The 16,634-nt window shown below is 63.0% G+C and carries 13 protein-coding genes; 4 read left to right on the top strand and 9 right to left on the bottom strand.

Annotation, left to right across the window (positions count from 1 at the left end):
- Nucleotides 1–15: 15 nt before the first annotated feature.
- The 5 genes from hydA to AACH87_RS04605 form a co-directional block, all read right to left on the bottom strand.
- On the bottom strand, nt 16–1,467 hold the full coding sequence (gene hydA, locus AACH87_RS04625; protein ID WP_338797575.1) for a dihydropyrimidinase: 1,452 nt from the start codon (nt 1,465–1,467) through the stop codon (nt 16–18).
- 62 nt (nt 1,468–1,529) lie between these two features.
- On the bottom strand, nt 1,530–2,984 hold the full coding sequence (locus AACH87_RS04620; protein ID WP_338798851.1) for an NCS1 family nucleobase:cation symporter-1: 1,455 nt from the start codon (nt 2,982–2,984) through the stop codon (nt 1,530–1,532).
- A gap of 194 nt (nt 2,985–3,178) precedes the next feature.
- Entirely contained in the window at nt 3,179–4,486 is a 1,308-nt protein-coding gene (preA, locus tag AACH87_RS04615) for an NAD-dependent dihydropyrimidine dehydrogenase subunit PreA (protein ID WP_338797573.1), read from the bottom strand.
- Between the two features lie 46 nt (nt 4,487–4,532).
- Nucleotides 4,533–5,903: an NAD(P)-dependent oxidoreductase gene (locus AACH87_RS04610; protein ID WP_338797572.1), complete on the bottom strand. Its 1,371-nt coding sequence runs from the start codon at nt 5,901–5,903 to the stop codon at nt 4,533–4,535.
- A complete protein-coding gene (locus tag AACH87_RS04605; protein ID WP_338797571.1) occupies nt 5,903–6,064 on the bottom strand; it encodes a hypothetical protein in 162 nt (53 codons plus the stop codon). The genes AACH87_RS04610 and AACH87_RS04605 overlap by 1 nt, the downstream gene beginning before the upstream one ends.
- A 157-nt stretch (nt 6,065–6,221) precedes the next feature.
- Here AACH87_RS04605 and AACH87_RS04600 point away from each other — a divergent pair, with 157 nt between their 5' ends.
- From AACH87_RS04600 to groL, 3 genes are all read left to right on the top strand, one after another.
- On the top strand, nt 6,222–6,932 hold the full coding sequence (locus AACH87_RS04600) for a TetR/AcrR family transcriptional regulator (protein WP_338797570.1): 711 nt from the start codon (nt 6,222–6,224) through the stop codon (nt 6,930–6,932).
- A 276-nt stretch (nt 6,933–7,208) separates the two neighbouring features.
- On the top strand, nt 7,209–7,499 hold the full coding sequence (locus AACH87_RS04595; RefSeq protein WP_338797569.1) for a co-chaperone GroES: 291 nt from the start codon (nt 7,209–7,211) through the stop codon (nt 7,497–7,499).
- Between the two features lie 97 nt (nt 7,500–7,596).
- A complete protein-coding gene (gene groL, locus AACH87_RS04590) occupies nt 7,597–9,243 on the top strand; it encodes a chaperonin GroEL (protein ID WP_338797568.1) in 1,647 nt (548 codons plus the stop codon).
- Nucleotides 9,244–9,653: 410 nt separating this feature from the next.
- Here the strand turns inward: groL and eda are convergent, their stop codons facing one another.
- The gene (eda, locus tag AACH87_RS04585; protein ID WP_338797567.1) at nt 9,654–10,310 is read right to left on the bottom strand and encodes a bifunctional 4-hydroxy-2-oxoglutarate aldolase/2-dehydro-3-deoxy-phosphogluconate aldolase; all 657 of its coding nucleotides are present in this window, start codon (nt 10,308–10,310) and stop codon (nt 9,654–9,656) included.
- A complete protein-coding gene (edd, locus tag AACH87_RS04580) occupies nt 10,301–12,070 on the bottom strand; it encodes a phosphogluconate dehydratase (protein WP_338797566.1) in 1,770 nt (589 codons plus the stop codon). Before edd ends, eda begins: the two co-directional genes overlap by 10 nt.
- 101 nt (nt 12,071–12,171) lie before the next feature.
- Here edd and AACH87_RS04575 point away from each other — a divergent pair, with 101 nt between their 5' ends.
- Entirely contained in the window at nt 12,172–13,101 is a 930-nt protein-coding gene (locus AACH87_RS04575; RefSeq protein ID WP_338797565.1) for an SMP-30/gluconolactonase/LRE family protein, read from the top strand.
- A 340-nt stretch (nt 13,102–13,441) separates the two neighbouring features.
- Here the strand turns inward: AACH87_RS04575 and AACH87_RS04570 are convergent, their stop codons facing one another.
- The gene (locus AACH87_RS04570; protein ID WP_338797564.1) at nt 13,442–14,704 is read right to left on the bottom strand and encodes an AGE family epimerase/isomerase; all 1,263 of its coding nucleotides are present in this window, start codon (nt 14,702–14,704) and stop codon (nt 13,442–13,444) included.
- A gap of 172 nt (nt 14,705–14,876) precedes the next feature.
- On the bottom strand, nt 14,877–16,451 hold the full coding sequence (pgi, locus tag AACH87_RS04565) for a glucose-6-phosphate isomerase (RefSeq protein ID WP_338797563.1): 1,575 nt from the start codon (nt 16,449–16,451) through the stop codon (nt 14,877–14,879).
- Nucleotides 16,452–16,634: the final 183 nt, after the last annotated feature.

Here is a 16,634-nt window from a genome sequence, read left to right as displayed (position 1 = left end):
GATGCATTGCAGCGGTTAGCGCGCCACTGCGGTGGGGGCCAGGTCCTGCGCGCGCTTCTGCACCGCTTGGAAGTTGGCACCAAACGCGGGGCGCTTGATGTAGCGGCCCTTGCCCTGCTCGGCGCGCAGGTCGCCGTTGGCAAACACCACGCGGCCCTGGCTGACGGTGTGGCTGGGGATGCCGCGCACGGTACGGCCTTCAAAGATGTTGAAGTCGCCCTTGCTGAACTGCGTCTTGGCCGAGAAGGTCTTGGTGCCTTGTGGGTCCCACAGCACCAGATCGGCATCTGCACCTTCGCCAATGAAACCCTTGCGCGGGTAGATGTTGAACAGCTTGGCGGCGTTGGCCGACGTGATGGCCACGAACTCGCTGGGCGTGAGGCGCCCGGTGTTTACGCCGCCGTCCCACAACGCGGCCATGCGCTCTTCCACGCCGCCGGTGCCGTTGGGGATCTTGGCAAAGTTCTCTTTGCCCATGGCCTTTTGCGCGGCGCAGAAGGTGCAGTGGTCCGTCGCCGTGGTGTGCAGCTGGCCCGACTGCAGGCCGCGCCACAGCGCCTCCTGGTGACCCTTGGGACGGAAGGGTGGGCTCATCACATAGGCGGCGGCTTTGGCAAAGTCGGGGTCGCGGTACACGCTGTCGTCCACCAGCAGGTGCCCCGCCAGCACCTCGCCGTACACACGCTGGCCACGTGCGCGGGCACGGGCAATGGCGTCGGCCGATTCCATGCAGCTCACGTGCACCACGTAGATGGGCACGCCCAGTACATCGGCAATCGCGATGGCGCGGTTGGCAGCCTCGGCCTCGACCATGGGCGGGCGCGAGAGCGGGTGGCCCTCGGGGCCGGTGATGCCCATCTTGGCGACCTCCTGCTGCAGCAGGTAGACCAGCTCGCCGTTTTCGGCATGCACCGTGGGCATGGCCCCGAGTTCGAGTGCGCGCTTGAAGCTGTTCACCAGCGTTTCGTCATCGCACATGATGGCGTTCTTGTAGGCCATGAAGTGCTTGAAGCTGTTCACGCCCTCCTCCTGCACCAGCGTGCCCATGTCGGCACGCACCTGCTCGCTCCACCAAGTGACGGCGACGTGGAAGGAATAGTCGGCCGCCGATTTTTCGGCCCAGCCGCGCCACTTGCGGTAGGCGTCCATCAGCGGCTCCTGCGGGTCGGGGATCACGAAGTCGATGATGCTCGTGGTGCCCCCCGCCAGCGCGGCGGCCGTGCCGGTGAAGAAGTCATCCATGGTGACGGTGCCCATGAACGGCAGCTGCATGTGGGTGTGCGGGTCGATGCCGCCGGGCAGCACGTACTGGCCGCTGGCGTCAAGCACCTGCGCACCTGCAGGGGCCTGGGCCGCGGCCTGCGAGCCCACGGCGGCAATGGTGCCATTGACGCACAACACATCGGCACGGGTTTCGCAGTCGGCGTTGACCACGGTGCCACCACGGATCAGCAGGGCTTGGCTCATGGAGTCTCCTTGTGGGTTGGAGTGATTTGGAGGGAGTTAGAGATAAAGGGGGTTGCCCGCGCTCAGCGCTTCTTGGCCGTCAGGTAGTAATAGGTGCCCGACACGGCCAAACTGAAGAACCAGCCAAAGTCGAACAGACCCAGCAGCAGCCCCGGCACAGAGGCCTTGTCGATGACGCCCGACACGGCAAGGTAGCCAGGCAGGCAAGGCAACACGCCAAGGAAGAAGCCCACAAGGGCATGCACATTCCAGCCGTTGCTGTACTCGTACTCACCGCCCCGGCGGTACAGGTCGTTGACCTTCAGCTCCGTCTTGCGCACCAGGTAGTAGTCCACCAGCAGCACGCCCGCAATCGCCCCCAGCAGCGTGCCGTAGCCGCCCAGCCAGGTGAACAGATAGCCGCCCGAGGTGGCGAGCAACTTCCAGGGCATGAATACCAGGCCGATCAGCGCAGCAATCAGCCCACCCATGCGAAAACTCACCTTGCTAGGCGCGCACTGGCTGAAGTCATACGAGGGAGACACCAGGTTGGCAGCCACATTGGTGGTGAGGTTGGCCAGCAAGATCACCAGCAGCCCCAGGCCGGAAGCCACACTGCCCATCTGCGTGAGCAGGCCATCCGGGAACAGCTGCGCCTTGCCATACAGAATGGCCGAAGCCGAGAAGCCAATCACCCCCACCATGGAGAACAGCGCCATGGGAATGGGCAAGCCTACAGCCTGGCCCAGCACCTGGTCTTTTTGCGACTTGGCGAAACGGGTGAAGTCAGGAATGTTGAGCGCCAGCGTGGCCCAGAAGCCCACAAGCCCGGTCAGGGCTGCCCAGGTTTTGGGGCCACCCTCCACCACCTTGGCGGGCAGGTTGAACAGCTGGCCTGAGGGCACCTTCACCATCAGCACCACCACCAGAAGCACAGACGCTGCAATCATCAACGGCGCGGCAATCACTTCCAGTTTGCGGATGGATTCAGGCCCCTTCCAGATGAACCAGATGTGCACCGCCCAGAAGGCAAGGAAGCACACGAACTGCGAGGTGCTGATGGTCTCGCCCTGCGCAGGCCCCGCCAGCCCCATGCCAAGGATGTTGAGAAACCCGTGCAGTGCCAGGGCACCAAAGTAGCAGTTGATGGAGAACCATCCGCAAGCCACCAGCCCGCGCAGCACCGCAGGCAGGTTGGCCCCTTTGACACCAAACGAGGCCCGCGCCAGCACGGGGAAAGGAATGCCGTGCTTGGGCCCCACACGCCCGATCAGCAGCATGGGCACCAGCACAATGCAGTTGGCCACAAACACCAGCCATACCGCCATTTGCCAGGAAAATCCCTGGTCCAGCATCGAGCTGGCCATGGTGTAGGTGGGCACGCAAACCACCATGCCCACCCACAGGGCCGCAAAGTCCTTCCAGCCCCAATGGCGCTGGGCTGCGGTGGTGGGTAGCAGGTCTTCGTTGGCCAGCGTCTGGTCGCTGGATGCAGACGCGGGCACGCCCATGGAAGCGGTGCCACTGGAACTGTTCATCATTCCGGTACTCCTGTCAGAAACCTCATCGGTATTGCACACATCCCGGCCAATGCATTGCCCAACGCAGGGGACATGCACCAGCGCCGGGCAAGGAAGCCTTGGGGCCAGACGTTGCGACGCAAGAAGCACACCCGAGAGAACGGAGAAAAGTCCTCACAGCAGGCCCTTCCGCTGCACATCTTCGAGCCAGATCAAGCGGCCACGCGCTGCGGGTTGTTGGGGTGTGTCGTCCAGTTCGCGTACTCGGCAGACACGGGGGTTCCGGTGCGCTGGTCCACCTCGCCCGGCTCCAGGCTGCGCATGGTGATGCACTCGGGCACAGGGCAGATCGACACGCACAGGTTGCAACCCACGCACTCGGCCTCATTCACCTCAAACTTGCGCACACCGCCTTCCTTGCTGAAGGTGATGGCCTGATGCGATGTGTCTTCGCACACCACATGGCAGCGGCCGCACTGGATGCAGGCGTCCTGGTTGATGACGGCCTTATCCACGTGGTTGAGGTTCAGGTTTTTCCAGTCCTTCACAGTGGGTACGGCCTGGCCCTTAAAGTCGTCGAGCGTGGCATAGCCGTGCTCGTCCATGAAGTTGGACAAGCCGTCGCACATGTCCTGCACGATCTTGAAACCATAGACCATGGCGGCGGTGCACACCTGCACCGTGCCGCAGCCCAGCGCGATGTACTCAGCCGCATCGCGCCAGGTGGTCACCCCGCCAATGCCGCTGATGGGCAGCCCGGCGGTCTGCGCGTCTCGCGCGATCTCGGCCACCATGTTCAGCGCAATGGGCTTGACGGCTGGGCCGCAGTAGCCGCCGTGCGAGCCCCAGCCGTCGGTGCTCGGGCTCATCACCATGCGGTCCAGGTCCACGCCCATGATGGAGTTGATGGTGTTGATGAGCGACACCGCATCGGCCCCGCCCGCCTTGGCCGCACGCGCCGGGTGACGCACGTCGGTGATGTTGGGCGTGAGCTTCACGATCACCGGCAGCTTGCTGTAGTGCTTGCACCAGGCCGTCACCATCTGGATGTATTCGGGCACCTGCCCTACGGCGGCACCCATGCCGCGCTCGCTCATCCCGTGCGGGCAGCCGAAGTTCAGCTCAATGCCATCGGCACCGGTGTCTTCCACCATGGGCAGGATGCGCTTCCAGCTTTCTTCCACGCAAGGCACCATGAGCGAGACGATCATGGCGCGGTCGGGCCAGTTGCGCTTGACGCGTGCAATCTCTTCCAGGTTGGTCTGAAGGGGGCGATCGGTGATCAGCTCGATGTTGTTCAGGCCGATCACGCGGCGGTCTTGCGACATGAGCGTGGAGTAGCGCGGGCCACTGACGTTGACGACCGGTGGGTCTTCACCCAGTGTCTTCCACACCACGCCACCCCAACCTGCCTCAAAGGCGCGGGTCACGTTGATCTCTTTGTCGGTAGGCGGCGCGGAGGCCAGCCAGAAGGGGTTGGGGCTGTGGATGCCCAAAAAATTGCTGCGAATGTCTGCCATGGGAGGCTCCCTTGTGTTCGTGGATGTGGGTGGTGTCGCCAGTGCTTCAGGCCGCCATGGCCACAGGAGCAGTCAGCGCTTCATGGATGGAGATGGCGGCCACCTTGCCGTGCTCCACCGCCTCCACCGTCAGGTCTCGCCCGCCTGCGCGGCAGTCACCACCGGCCCACACACGCGCCACGCTGGTGCGGCCTGCTTCATCCGTGCAAATGCGCCCCGCCTCCAGAGTGATCGCCTTGCCTGCAGGCTCTGCCACATAGGTCTGCCCAATGGCCTTGAGCACCATGTCGGCGGCCAGGGTGAAAAACTCCCCGGTCTCGGTCAACTTGCCAGAGGCGTCTGGCGCAGTCACGGCAAAGCGCATGCCGGTCACTGCACCGTTTTCGCACAGCACCTCTTTAGGCGCTGCCCAGTGGCGAATGGTCACACCGTTGGTTTGCGCCCATTGCTGCTCCACCGTCGATGCAGACATTGCATCTGCCCCCCGGCGGTAGACGATGGTCACCTCTTCAGCGCCCAGCTTGCGCGACTGCACCGCGGCGTCCACCGCTGTCATGCCTCCGCCAATCACCACCACGCGTCGCCCGACGGGCAAGGCGGAAAGATCCGTGCTCTGGCGCAGCTCGGCAATGAAGTCCACCGCATTGCGCAACCCTTGCGCCTGCGGCTCGGCAATGCCCAACGCGTTGACGCCCTGCAGGCCCAGCCCCAGGAAGACCGCGTCATAGCTGGCCAGCAAGCTGTCGAGCGTGAAGTCGCGCCCCAGTTGCTGCCCAGTACGCACTTCAATACCGCCGATGGAGAGCAGCCACTGCACCTCCTTCTGGGCAAAGTCATTTGTGGTCTTGTAGCTGGCAAGGCCGTATTCATTCAGACCGCCCAGCTTGGAGCGCGCTTCCAGCAGCACCACATCGTGTCCACGCACCGCCAGCCCATGTGCGCAGGCCAGCCCTGCGGGGCCCGCGCCCACCACCGCCACACGCTTGCCCGTGGGCGCAGCACGCTGGAACAGCGGCGCGCCGGGGCGTGCAAAAAAGGCATCGGTGGCGTAGCGCTGCAGTGCACCAATCTCTACCGGCTTGTCTTCATTGGTGTTGCGTACGCAGGCCTGCTCGCACAGCACCTCGGTGGGGCAAACCCGTGCGCACATGCCCCCCAGCGGGTTGGCTTCCAGAATAGCCCGCGCTGCACCGCGGTTGTTGTCCTGCGCGATGCGATGAATGAACGAGGGAATGTCGATCCCCGTGGGACACGCGGTAGCGCAGGGCGCGTCATGGCAGTAGTAGCAACGCTCCGCCTCGATCAGCGCCTGCGCCCGGTTCAGCGGCGGGTGGGCATCACCAAAGTTGACGGCGTAGTCAGCGAGATTCAGACGCGCAGCATGAATGCCGCAAGCGCGGCTTGCAGGGGTGTCCATCAGGATTCCTCCGGAAAGTGGGGATGTGGGTGGGGGTGGTTTGGGCGGACGGCAGGAGCCTGGCCAAAGAGGCTCAAGCCAGCCATGTGCTGCAAGGCAACATGACCCAGCGACGCGGCGTAGCCCCGCGCGCCAGCGTTGGCAATTTCCAGAGGGTTCATCGTGGTCCTCGGTCGTTGTGCCGATGCCTGCGGGTGGTCCACACGGTGCTCGGCTTGTGGTCAATTTACTTACTGGTAAAAATTTACCAATTGGTAAAATCCCTACAGCAAACCGCATGCCAGGTTTTGGGGTTACAGCTTGTTCCACAATGGTGCAATGACAGCCACAAGAAAGCCCTCCAAGCCCTCCGCCTCGCCCGCTCGCAAGAGCGACCGCACCACCCCGGCTACTTCATCAGAGCCCGCCGCGCGCCCCCCAAAGCCCTCCCGCCTGCTCAAGGAGCAAGGCATCCTGAAGGAGGCCGAAAGCCACTTTTCCCAGTTCGGATTCGAAGGCGCTTCGCTGGAGAACATTGCCGCCGCCGCAGGCATCAGCCGCCACAACCTGCTCTATTACTTTCCCAGCAAAGAGGCGCTGTACCAGCGCGTGCTGGACGATGTGCTCAACCAGTGGCTGGCGGGCATGGAAGATCTCTCCCATAGTGATGACCCCCAAGCCGCCCTGCGGCAGTACATCCGCGCCAAGCTGCGCTACTCGCGTGAGCACCCACAAGGTGCCAAGGTGTTCACCAAAGAAGTGATTGCAGGAGCCCCACGCTACGGCCAAGCCATCGCCGAGCGGGTCGGCCCCCTGCTCAAAACCGAAGTGCGTACGTTTGAACGCTGGGCCAAAGAGGGTCGCATCGCCCGCGTCAACTTCACCCACCTCATGTTCATCATCTGGTCCGTCACGCAGGCATACGCCGACCAGGAAGCCCAGTTTGCCCTGCTGCTGGGCAAGCCAGCGCTGACGGACAAGGATTTTGAGAAGGCGGAAGAGGTGATAGTGAAAATGGTTCTGAGTGCCTTGGAGTGTCCGTTGCCTTGACAACGAACGCGTCCAGGAAAAGCGCCCTACTGTGGCTCGCTATCTTTTTGGTAGCTACCTGGCATTGCCAGACATAGGCTATTGACTGTTTTTAGGTATCAAGCCGCAAAGAAATTTAGCCCTCGCCACAGTTCGGTGTCTTGAAATCGACACAGACAGCCCTATCATTAGCACTCACCACAGACGAGTGCTAACACTCCCTGATGGCAGTTTATGGTTGCGCCCGGTATTCGGGCGCTGAGTACATCCGCTTTTTATTGAAACAGGAGCAATGCAATGAACCTTCGCCCTCTGCACGACCGCGTGATTGTCAAGCGCATCGAAAGCGAAACCACGACGGCTTCCGGCATCGTGATTCCTGACAACGCCGCTGAGAAGCCTGACCAAGGTGAAGTGCTGGCTGTGGGTCCTGGCAAGAAGAATGACAAGGGTGATGTGATCGCCCTGAACGTGAAGGTCGGTGACCGCGTTCTGTTCGGCAAGTACTCGGGCCAGACCGTCAAGGTCAACGGCAATGAGCTGCTGGTCATGAAAGAAGACGATTTGTTCGCAGTGGTCGAGAAGTAATTCTCGCCCCTCTGACTCACTCACTTTTTCATAGCTGCTTCCGCTCATCAGATAAGCGCTAGCAGCCAATTTGAATCATATTTTCAGGAGCTCCAAAATGGCAGCAAAAGACGTAGTTTTCGGCGGCGAAGCCCGCGCTCGCATGGTTGAAGGCGTGAACATCCTGGCCAATGCGGTCAAGGTGACTCTGGGCCCCAAGGGCCGCAACGTGGTGCTGGAGCGCTCGTTCGGCGCCCCTACCGTGACCAAGGACGGTGTGTCCGTGGCCAAGGAAATCGAACTGAAGGACAAGCTGCAGAACATGGGCGCCCAGCTCGTGAAGGAAGTGGCCTCCAAGACCAGCGACAACGCTGGTGACGGCACCACCACCGCTACCGTGCTGGCCCAAGCCATCGTGCGCGAAGGCTCCAAGTACGTGGCCGCAGGTCTGAACCCCATGGATCTGAAGCGCGGTATCGACAAGGCCGTGGCTGCCCTGGTGGAAGAGCTGAAGAAGGCTTCCAAGCCCACCACCACTTCCAAGGAAATCGCCCAAGTGGGTTCGATCTCCGCCAACTCTGACGCTTCCATCGGCCAGATCATTGCTGACGCCATGGACAAGGTCGGCAAGGAAGGCGTGATCACCGTGGAAGACGGCAAGTCGCTGCAAAACGAGCTGGATGTTGTGGAAGGCATGCAGTTTGACCGCGGCTACCTGTCGCCCTACTTCATCAACAACCCAGAAAAGCAAGCTGCTCTGCTGGACAACCCCTTCGTGCTGCTGTTCGATAAGAAGATCAGCAACATCCGCGACCTGCTGCCCACACTGGAGCAAGTTGCCAAGGCTGGCCGTCCCCTGCTGATCATTGCTGAAGAAGTCGAAGGCGAAGCCCTGGCTACGCTGGTGGTCAACACCATTCGCGGCATCCTGAAGGTTGTGGCTGTCAAGGCTCCTGGCTTCGGCGACCGTCGCAAGGCCATGCTGGAAGACATCGCCATCCTGACAGGCGGCAAGGTCATCGCCGAAGAAGTAGGCCTGAGCCTGGAGAAGGTGACCCTGGCCGACCTGGGCCAAGCCAAGCGTATCGAAGTGGGCAAGGAAAACACCATCATCATCGACGGTGCTGGTGCCGCTGCCGACATCGAAGCCCGCGTGAAGCAAATCCGCATCCAGATCGAAGAAGCGACCAGCGACTACGACCGTGAAAAGCTGCAAGAGCGCGTGGCCAAGCTGGCCGGCGGCGTGGCAGTGATCAAGGTCGGCGCTGCGACCGAAGTCGAAATGAAGGAAAAGAAGGCCCGCGTGGAAGACGCCCTGCACGCGACCCGCGCTGCTGTGGAAGAAGGCATCGTGGCCGGTGGTGGCGTGGCCCTGCTGCGCGCACGCCAAGCGGCTGGCGAGATCAAGGGTGACAACGCTGACCAGGACGCCGGCGTGAAGCTGATCCTGAAGGCCATCGAAGCCCCTCTGCGCGAGATCGTTTACAACGCCGGTGGCGAGCCATCGGTGGTGGTGAACGCAGTGCTGAACGGCGAGGGCAACTACGGCTTCAACGCTGCCAACGACACCTACGGCGACATGATCGAAATGGGTATCCTGGACCCCACCAAGGTGACCCGTACCGCTCTGCAGAACGCCGCTTCCGTGGCATCTCTGCTGCTGACGACCGAAGCCATGGTGGCTGAGGCTCCAAAGGACGACGCACCTGCTGCTGGCATGCCCGACATGGGTGGCATGGGTGGCATGGGCGGCATGGGCATGTAATGCCTACGGCCTTTCGCTGCCAAGCTGGCCACGATCCGGCAAGGCAGCCATAAAGGCCGCGCCTTATGGCAAAAACCCCGCAGGTTGCGAGACCGGCGGGGTTTTTTCATATGGGCGCTTGCGGCGTGATCTGGCTTGACCGGGCGGCGTTCGGCATGACGCCAAGATAAGCCCCCATATCCACACCAAGGGCTATGGAGCCTGACTGGTGGAACTTGAAATATCTGTTCGGGTTGAGCCCTCAACAAGCTCAGGACAGGTTTGTCAAAACCTGCACGGCGCATCAACTGCGCTCAGTGAACGGGTCTATCAGCCTCAGGCTGATCAACAAAGCACTTCAAATTTGATAGCTGCTAGCGCTTGCTACATAAGCGCTAGCGGCTATTTCTCCGTATATCACAACGCAGGCATCACACCGATTCGCGCAACGCCTGGGCGTCTTTGGCCAGTTGGGTAATGCGCGCCCAGTCGCCAGACTTCACCGCATCGGCGGGTGTGAGCCACGAACCGCCCACGCAGCGCACGTTGGGCAGCGCCAGGTAGTTGGATGCCGTGGCTGGGGTAATGCCGCCCGTGGGGCAAAAGCTGATCTGGCTGAACGGGCTGACCCAGGACTTGAGCAGCGGGATGCCGCCCACGGCCTCGGCCGGGAAAAGCTTGAGGAACGAGAACCCGTCGGCCAGCGCCATCATGATCTCGCTGGAGGTGGACACGCCCGGCAGCAAAGGCAGGTTCAGGCCCTTGCAGGCACTACCCACTTCCGAGGTGTAGCCAGGGCTCACCGCAAACCGCGCACCGGCTTCGCTCGCACGGCGGGCATCGTCGGCATTGAGCACCGTGCCCACGCCCACCACCGCTTCTGGCAGGTGGCGCGCAATGGCTTCGATGGAGGGCAGGCCCGCTGCGGTACGCAGAGTCACCTCCAGCACCTTCACACCACCGGCCAGCAGGGCCTCGGCCAGGGGCAGCGCGTCTTCCACGCGGTCGATCACGATGACGGGGATGACGGGGCCATGACTGGCGATGTCCAGCGGATTCATGGGAGTAGAAGCGGGGGTTACAGCCATGTGCAGGCTCCTTGTTCAGCACCGCCAGCGTGGCGGCGAAAGTTGGCGAAGAGTTCGCGGCCAAAGCCGGTTTGCGAAGGGGCACTGTAAGGCGCGGGGGTGCGGGTAGCCCAGGTGGCTTCATCGACCAGCACGTCCAGCGTGCCCGCCACGGCATCAACGCGCACGATGTCGCCATCGCGCACCTTGGCCAGCGGGCCACCGGCAAGCGCCTCGGGCGTGACATGGATGGCGGCAGGCACCTTGCCGGATGCGCCGCTCATGCGCCCATCGGTCACCAACGCCACCTTGAAGCCCTGGTTTTGCAGCACCGCCAGCGGGGGGGTGAGCTTGTGCAGCTCGGGCATGCCGTTGGCCTGCGGGCCCTGAAAGCGCACCACGGCCACCATGTCCTGGTTCACCTCGCCCGCGCTGAAGGCGGCAAGCAGCGCCTCTTGCGAATCAAATACGCGGGCGGGGGCTTCGATGATGTGGCGGTCTTCCGGCACGGCAGACACCTTGATCACCGCACGGCCCAGGCGGCCTTGCAGCAGGCGCAGGCCGCCCGTGGGCGAGAAGGGTTTGGACACCGGGCGCAGCACGCTTTCGTCGCCCGACTGGGCCGGGGCGCCCTGCCCGCCTGCGGCAATGCCACCGGCGTTCACGCTCATCACATCCGCATGCATGAAACCACCGGCCAGCAGCTCGCGCAGGATCCACGCGGGGCCGCCTGCAGCCTGGAACTGGTTCACATCGGCCTCGCCGTTGGGGTACACGCGGGCCAGCAGCGGCACCACCGACGAGAGTTCGTCAAAGTCCGTCCAGTCGATCAGGATGCCTGCGCTGCGCGCAATGGCCACCCAATGGATCAGGTGGTTGGTGGAGCCGCCCGTGGCCAGCAGGGCCACCATGGCGTTGACGATGCAGCGCTCGTCCACCAGCTTGCCGATGGGGGTGAAGCGGTTGCCGCGCTTGCCGATATCGAGCACGGTGCGCAGCGCCTGGCGCGTGAAGGCCTCGCGCGCCTCGGTGCCGGGCGATTCAAACGCCGCGCCGGGCACATGCAGGCCCATGGCTTCCAGCAGCATCTGGTTGCTGTTGGCCGTGCCGTAAAACGTGCAAGTGCCAGGGCTGTGGTACGCGGCGGACTCCGCCTTGAGCAGCTCGTCACGGCCCACCAGTCCTTGTGCGTACTGCTCGCGCACCTTGGCTTTGTCTTTGTTCGACAGGCCCGTGCCCATGGGGCCTGCAGGCACAAACACGCAGGGCAAGTGGCCGTAGTGCAGCGCGCCAATCAGCAGGCCGGGCACGATCTTGTCGCACACGCCCAGCAGCAGTGCACCGTCAAACACATCATGGGACAGCGCTACCGCAGTGGCCATGGCAATGGCATCGCGCGAGAACAGCGACAACTCCATGCCGGGCGTGCCCTGCGTCACGCCATCACACATGGCAGGCACGCCGCCAGCCACCTGCACGGTAGCACCTTGCCTGGCGGCCTCGTCACGCAGAATGGCGGGGTAGCCTTGGTATGGCTGGTGGGCCGAGAGCATGTCGTTGTAGGCCGTGACGATGCCGATGTTGGGGGCCTTCTCGACGGTGACCTTGAACTTGTCGGAACCCGGCAGCGCCGCGTAGGCATGGGCCAGATTGGCGCAGCCCATGCGGTCTTGGGCGGGCTTGCGGGCGATCATGGCGTCGATGCCTGCAAGGTAGGAGCCGCGGGTGTCTGCGCTGCGTTGAATGATGCGCTCGGTGACGCGCGCTACGACTGGGTGCATGGAAGTCTCCATCGGTGGGTGGCTTGGCCCCAGGGCGGTGTGCCTGGCGCCTGTTATGTGAGGCCCTAGAATGTAACTCGATAACAACCCCGCTTCAACCCATGTCCCTGCAAACCCTGCCCTTGCCGCCGTCCGAACTGGGCGAATCCCCCTTCTGGCACCCCACGGAAAAATCCCTTTACTGGTGTGACATTCAGGGACATGCGGTGCACTCGTGGCGTCCCGACAGTGGCACACATCGGCAATGGCACATGCCCAGCGAGCCAGGCTGCTGCGCGCCAGCGGCTGGTGGGCGATTGGTAATCGGGTTACGAAACGGTTTCTATCTTCTGGATACGACGAAGGACAGTGCCGATCCCACCGCCCTCACCTGCCTGGCCTTGCTACCGCCCGAGCAGCACGACACCACCATGCTGCGGCTGAATGATGGCCGTTGCGACACCGCAGGCCGCTTCTGGGCAGGCTCGGTCATCACGCCGCGCACAGCACCAAATGCCGCGCTGTGGTGCCTGCAGGCCGATGCCGGCAGCGCCACCGGCTACAGCGTGCGCCACATGGCGGGCGACAACTTCACCGCCAACGGCCTGGCCTTCAGCCCCGACAACCGCACGATGTATTGGTCCAACACGCCCGAGCACCGCATTGACCGGTTTGACTTTGACGTGACCACGGGCGAGATCACGAACCGCCGCCCCTGGGTGCACTTTGACCGCAAGGTGGAAGGCAAGCCCTACGGCGGCAGGCCCGATGGTGCGGCGGTGGATGTGGAGGGGAATTACTGGGTCGCTATGTATGAGGGCGCATGCGTGCTACAGCTCTCGCCAGCGGGTGAGGTTCTGCAGCGCATTGCCGTGCCGGTGCAGTGCCCGACGATGGTGTGTTTTGGGGGGGAGGATTTGCGGACGCTGTTCATTACGTCGGCACGGGCGGGAAGATCTGCGGAAGAGCAGGAAGCGGTGATTCCGGCAGGATCGCTGTTCAGAGTGCGGGTGAAGGTAGCGGGACTGCCTGCAAATTTTTTCGACAACTAATGGCTGCCAACGCACAGCCGTTCTCATCGGACATACTGCGCTGGGCGACTCAAGAACTCAATTCGGTTGGGATGTAGAGATAACAAGAGACCAACGGGACGTCGCCTTATCAAAGAACACTACGCCCGACCGACGCATTGCCTGCAACCTCTCATTGACCGTCTCATCCGCACTCTGCGAAGGAGACGTCCCTGCACGCTTTCTAGCCACCCGATGGGCACGGGTACGGACCTCGTCCAGCTCCAAGATGGCAGGCAGCATTAAAGGACGCACTTTGAGTGAATCCAAGATAGCCGCGTCAAGTGTCGAATAGTCTTTCATTCAAACAAAGCTGGGTTGGTCATAGTGAGGGAGGGCCCTCACGCTCAAATGAACGCACCCTCACAAGAGATGCCCCCAGAACGTCATAACAGGCCCCCATGTTGTGATAGTCCACCTTCCCCGCATTGCTCTTCTCGCGGGTGGTGTTGCGGTTGTCGCGGTGCAGAATGCGAAACCACGCGCCATGGTCATGGTCCACAAAATGTGCCCAGCAGTAGGCCCAGATGCGGTCGTACCACTGCCAGTACCGATCATCGCCCGTGCGCACGGCCAGCACGGCTGCGGCGGCCATGCTTTCGGCCTGTACCCAGTGGTATTTGCCGTCGTCGCAGATGCTGCCGTCGGGTGACATGCCGTAGTAGATGCCGCCGTGCTCAGCATCCCAGCCTTTGGCTAAGGCATCGTCGAACAGCTTTTGCGCGCAGGGCAGGTGCCAGTCTGCGGGTAGCAAGGCGTCGAGTTGCAGCAGCAGCTTGGCCCATTCGGTCTGGTGGCCGATCTGGTAGCCCCAGGGGCGGAAGATGTTGCTGCGGTCGTGGCGGTTGTAGTCCCAGTCTACCGACCAGTCGGCGTGGTAGTGCTCCCACACCCAGCCTTCGGCTGCGGGCGCGATCGCTTCGGTGGACAACGCCGCCTGTCGCTGGCAGATGCCCTGCGCCAGTTGCTCGGCACGCTCGATGTAGCGGCGCTCGCCCGTGGCGCGGAAGGCGGAGATCATGGCCTCGCAGGCGTGCATGTTGGCGTTCTGGCCTCGGTAGCTGGTGAGCTGCCAATCAGGGCCCGCCTCGTCGGCATACAGGCCTGCGGCGGGTTGCCAGAAGCGCTGCTCGGCAGTGTCAAACGCCTCAGCCAGCCATGTACGGGCTTCAGGCACACCGGCCTCAAAGGCACGGGCATAGGCCAGCATCACAAACGCCATGCCGTAGCAGTGGCGCGTGGCGTCTTGCACGGTGGCGCGGCTTTCATGCCAGTCGATCAACCAGGCGTAGCCGCCCGTGGCCGGATCGAGGAACGCGGTGCGCAGGAAGCGCAGCGCGTGCCGCATGCCATCCAGGTAACGCGCCTCGCCCGTGGTGCGGTAGAGCATGGCGTGCGTGACCACAAAGCGCGTGGCGCTGACGAGGTGGCGGGTGGCGGGGTTGTAGACCGTGCCGTCGTCCAGAAAGAAGTGGTACTGGCCACCCGTGGGGTCGGTGGCCACGGGGTTGTAGAAGGCCATCGTGTCCTGCAGATGCTGGCGCAGGAAGGCGGGGGAACGGAAATCGGGCAAAGGCACGACCATGGTGAAAGTCTCCTGAACCGTTTTGCGCTGAGTGGATGGATGGGTCGAAGTTTGGCGCAGCGCTTCGACAGGCTCAGCGTGAACGGATATTTGTTCTTGAGATGCGCACTGACAGACGCAACGCGCAGGGCTTCGACTGGCTCAGCCCGAACGGCAAGGTGTGGACTGCGGACTATGCCGTCCATCCATCCCCATCGCGCAACAGCCCCAGCAGCCCGGCGGTTGAGCCATCCAGGCCCGCTACGTCGCCACTCTCAAGCCGCGCCTCAATGTCTTTGGCCAGCACCTTGCCCAGCTCCACGCCCCACTGGTCAAAGCTGTTGATGCCCCACAGGCTGCCACTCACAAACACGCGGTGCTCCTGCAGTGCAATCAATGCGCCCAGCGATGCGGGTGTGAGCGAGTCCAGCAGCAGCAAGGTGCTGGGGCGGTTGCCCGGAAAGTGGCGGTGTCCGTCTTCGCTGGCCTTACCCACCATCAGCGCCTGCGCCTGCGCAAGGGCGTTGGCCAGCAGCTTTTGCTGGTGGCCGGGCAGCGGGTGCGAAGCCTTGCGCACGGCCACGATTTCCAGAGGCAGCACATCGCAGCCCTGGTGCAACATCTGAAAGAACGCGTGCTGGCCGTTGGTGCCCGGCTCGCCCCAGATCACGGGGGATGTGGTGCAGGCCAGCGCCCGGCCGTCGAGCCCCACACGCTTGCCGTTGCTCTCCATCTCTAGCTGCTGCAGGTAGGCGGCGTAACGGGTCAGCGCTGCGTGGTAGGGTGCCACGCAGCGGCTGGTGAAGCCATGAAAGTTGCGGTACCACAGGTCCAGCAGGCCCATGCGCACGGGCAGGTTCTGCGCCAGCGGGGCGGTGCGGAAATGCTCATCCATGGCATGAGCCCCAGCCAGAAAATCGCGAAAGCCCTGCGCACCGATGGCGATGGCAATCGGCAGGCCGATGGCCGACCACAGCGAGTAGCGCCCACCCACCCAGTCCCAGAACCCGAAGGTGGTGGTGATGCCCAGGGCGGCTGCGGCTTCGATGTTGGTGGTGAGCGCCGCGAAGTGGCGCGCCACATCCCGCCCGCCTTGCGCTGCAAACCAGGCCAGCGCAGAGCGGGCATTGGTCATGGTCTCTGCCGTGGTGAAGGTTTTGGAGGCCACCAGGAACAGCGTGCTTTCTGGCCGCACGGCCTTGAGCACATGGTGCAGCTCATGCCCGTCCACGTTGGACACAAAATGAAACCGCTTGCCGGGGGCGCGGAACTCCTCCAGCGCCCGCACGGCCATGTGCGGCCCCAGGTCTGAACCGCCAATGCCGATGTTGACCACATCGGTAATGGCCGCATCGCCACGCACCTGCTCGGCGTACTGCAGCATGGCATTGAGGGTGCTATGCACATCGGCCAGGCGCGCGGCTGTTTCGGGCACGTCGCCCGGCAGGCTCATGCCCGCAGGCCGGCGCAGCAGCGTGTGCAGCACGGCGCGGTTTTCTGTGGTGTTGATGGGCTGGCCACCCTGCATGGCGTCGCGGTGCTGCTCCAGGCCACATACGGCGGCCAGCTCCAGCAGCAGGGCCTCGGTGTCGCGGTCCCACAGGTTTTTGGACAAGTCGGCAAACACATGCGGGGCCGACTGGCTGAAGTGTGCAAACCGGTCAGCATCCCGCTCAAAGGCCTGGCGCAGGTCCAGATGGGAGCCCTGGGCCGTGTAGTGGGACTGCAGCAGGGGCCAGGTGGGAGTCAGGTCACAGCGAAGCTTCATGGACAGGTCTCGGTGTTGGAATACGGGAGCGGGACGAATAGTAACTTGATTACACAAACAACACGAAATTTATAGATTCTTTCTGGTTACGAAAGCGTACAGAGCCTGGGAATAGGATGCAAAACCATGTAACGTGATTACAATCCCAGCAACAAAACGCACCCCAACCCACACCCATCACGG

The sequence above is a fragment of the Acidovorax sp. DW039 genome (genome assembly GCF_037101375.1).
Taxonomy (GTDB): Bacteria; Pseudomonadota; Gammaproteobacteria; order Burkholderiales; family Burkholderiaceae_C; genus Acidovorax.
The sequence above is the reverse complement of the archived record's forward strand: the minus strand, read 5'-3'. Positions and strand labels throughout refer to the sequence as shown.

Coding starts and splice junctions, on each gene's coding strand:
- hydA (WP_338797575.1), bottom strand. CDS start 1,467: ATGAGCCAAGCCCTGCTGATCCGTGGTGGCACCGTGGTCAACGCCGAC.
- AACH87_RS04620 (WP_338798851.1), bottom strand. CDS start 2,984: ATGAACAGTTCCAGTGGCACCGCTTCCATGGGCGTGCCCGCGTCTGCA.
- preA (WP_338797573.1), bottom strand. CDS start 4,486: ATGGCAGACATTCGCAGCAATTTTTTGGGCATCCACAGCCCCAACCCC.
- AACH87_RS04610 (WP_338797572.1), bottom strand. CDS start 5,903: ATGGACACCCCTGCAAGCCGCGCTTGCGGCATTCATGCTGCGCGTCTG.
- AACH87_RS04605 (WP_338797571.1), bottom strand. CDS start 6,064: ATGAACCCTCTGGAAATTGCCAACGCTGGCGCGCGGGGCTACGCCGCG.
- AACH87_RS04600 (WP_338797570.1), top strand. CDS start 6,222: ATGACAGCCACAAGAAAGCCCTCCAAGCCCTCCGCCTCGCCCGCTCGC.
- AACH87_RS04595 (WP_338797569.1), top strand. CDS start 7,209: ATGAACCTTCGCCCTCTGCACGACCGCGTGATTGTCAAGCGCATCGAA.
- groL (WP_338797568.1), top strand. CDS start 7,597: ATGGCAGCAAAAGACGTAGTTTTCGGCGGCGAAGCCCGCGCTCGCATG.
- eda (WP_338797567.1), bottom strand. CDS start 10,310: ATGGCTGTAACCCCCGCTTCTACTCCCATGAATCCGCTGGACATCGCC.
- edd (WP_338797566.1), bottom strand. CDS start 12,070: ATGCACCCAGTCGTAGCGCGCGTCACCGAGCGCATCATTCAACGCAGC.
- AACH87_RS04575 (WP_338797565.1), top strand. CDS start 12,172: ATGTCCCTGCAAACCCTGCCCTTGCCGCCGTCCGAACTGGGCGAATCC.
- AACH87_RS04570 (WP_338797564.1), bottom strand. CDS start 14,704: ATGGTCGTGCCTTTGCCCGATTTCCGTTCCCCCGCCTTCCTGCGCCAG.
- pgi (WP_338797563.1), bottom strand. CDS start 16,451: ATGAAGCTTCGCTGTGACCTGACTCCCACCTGGCCCCTGCTGCAGTCC.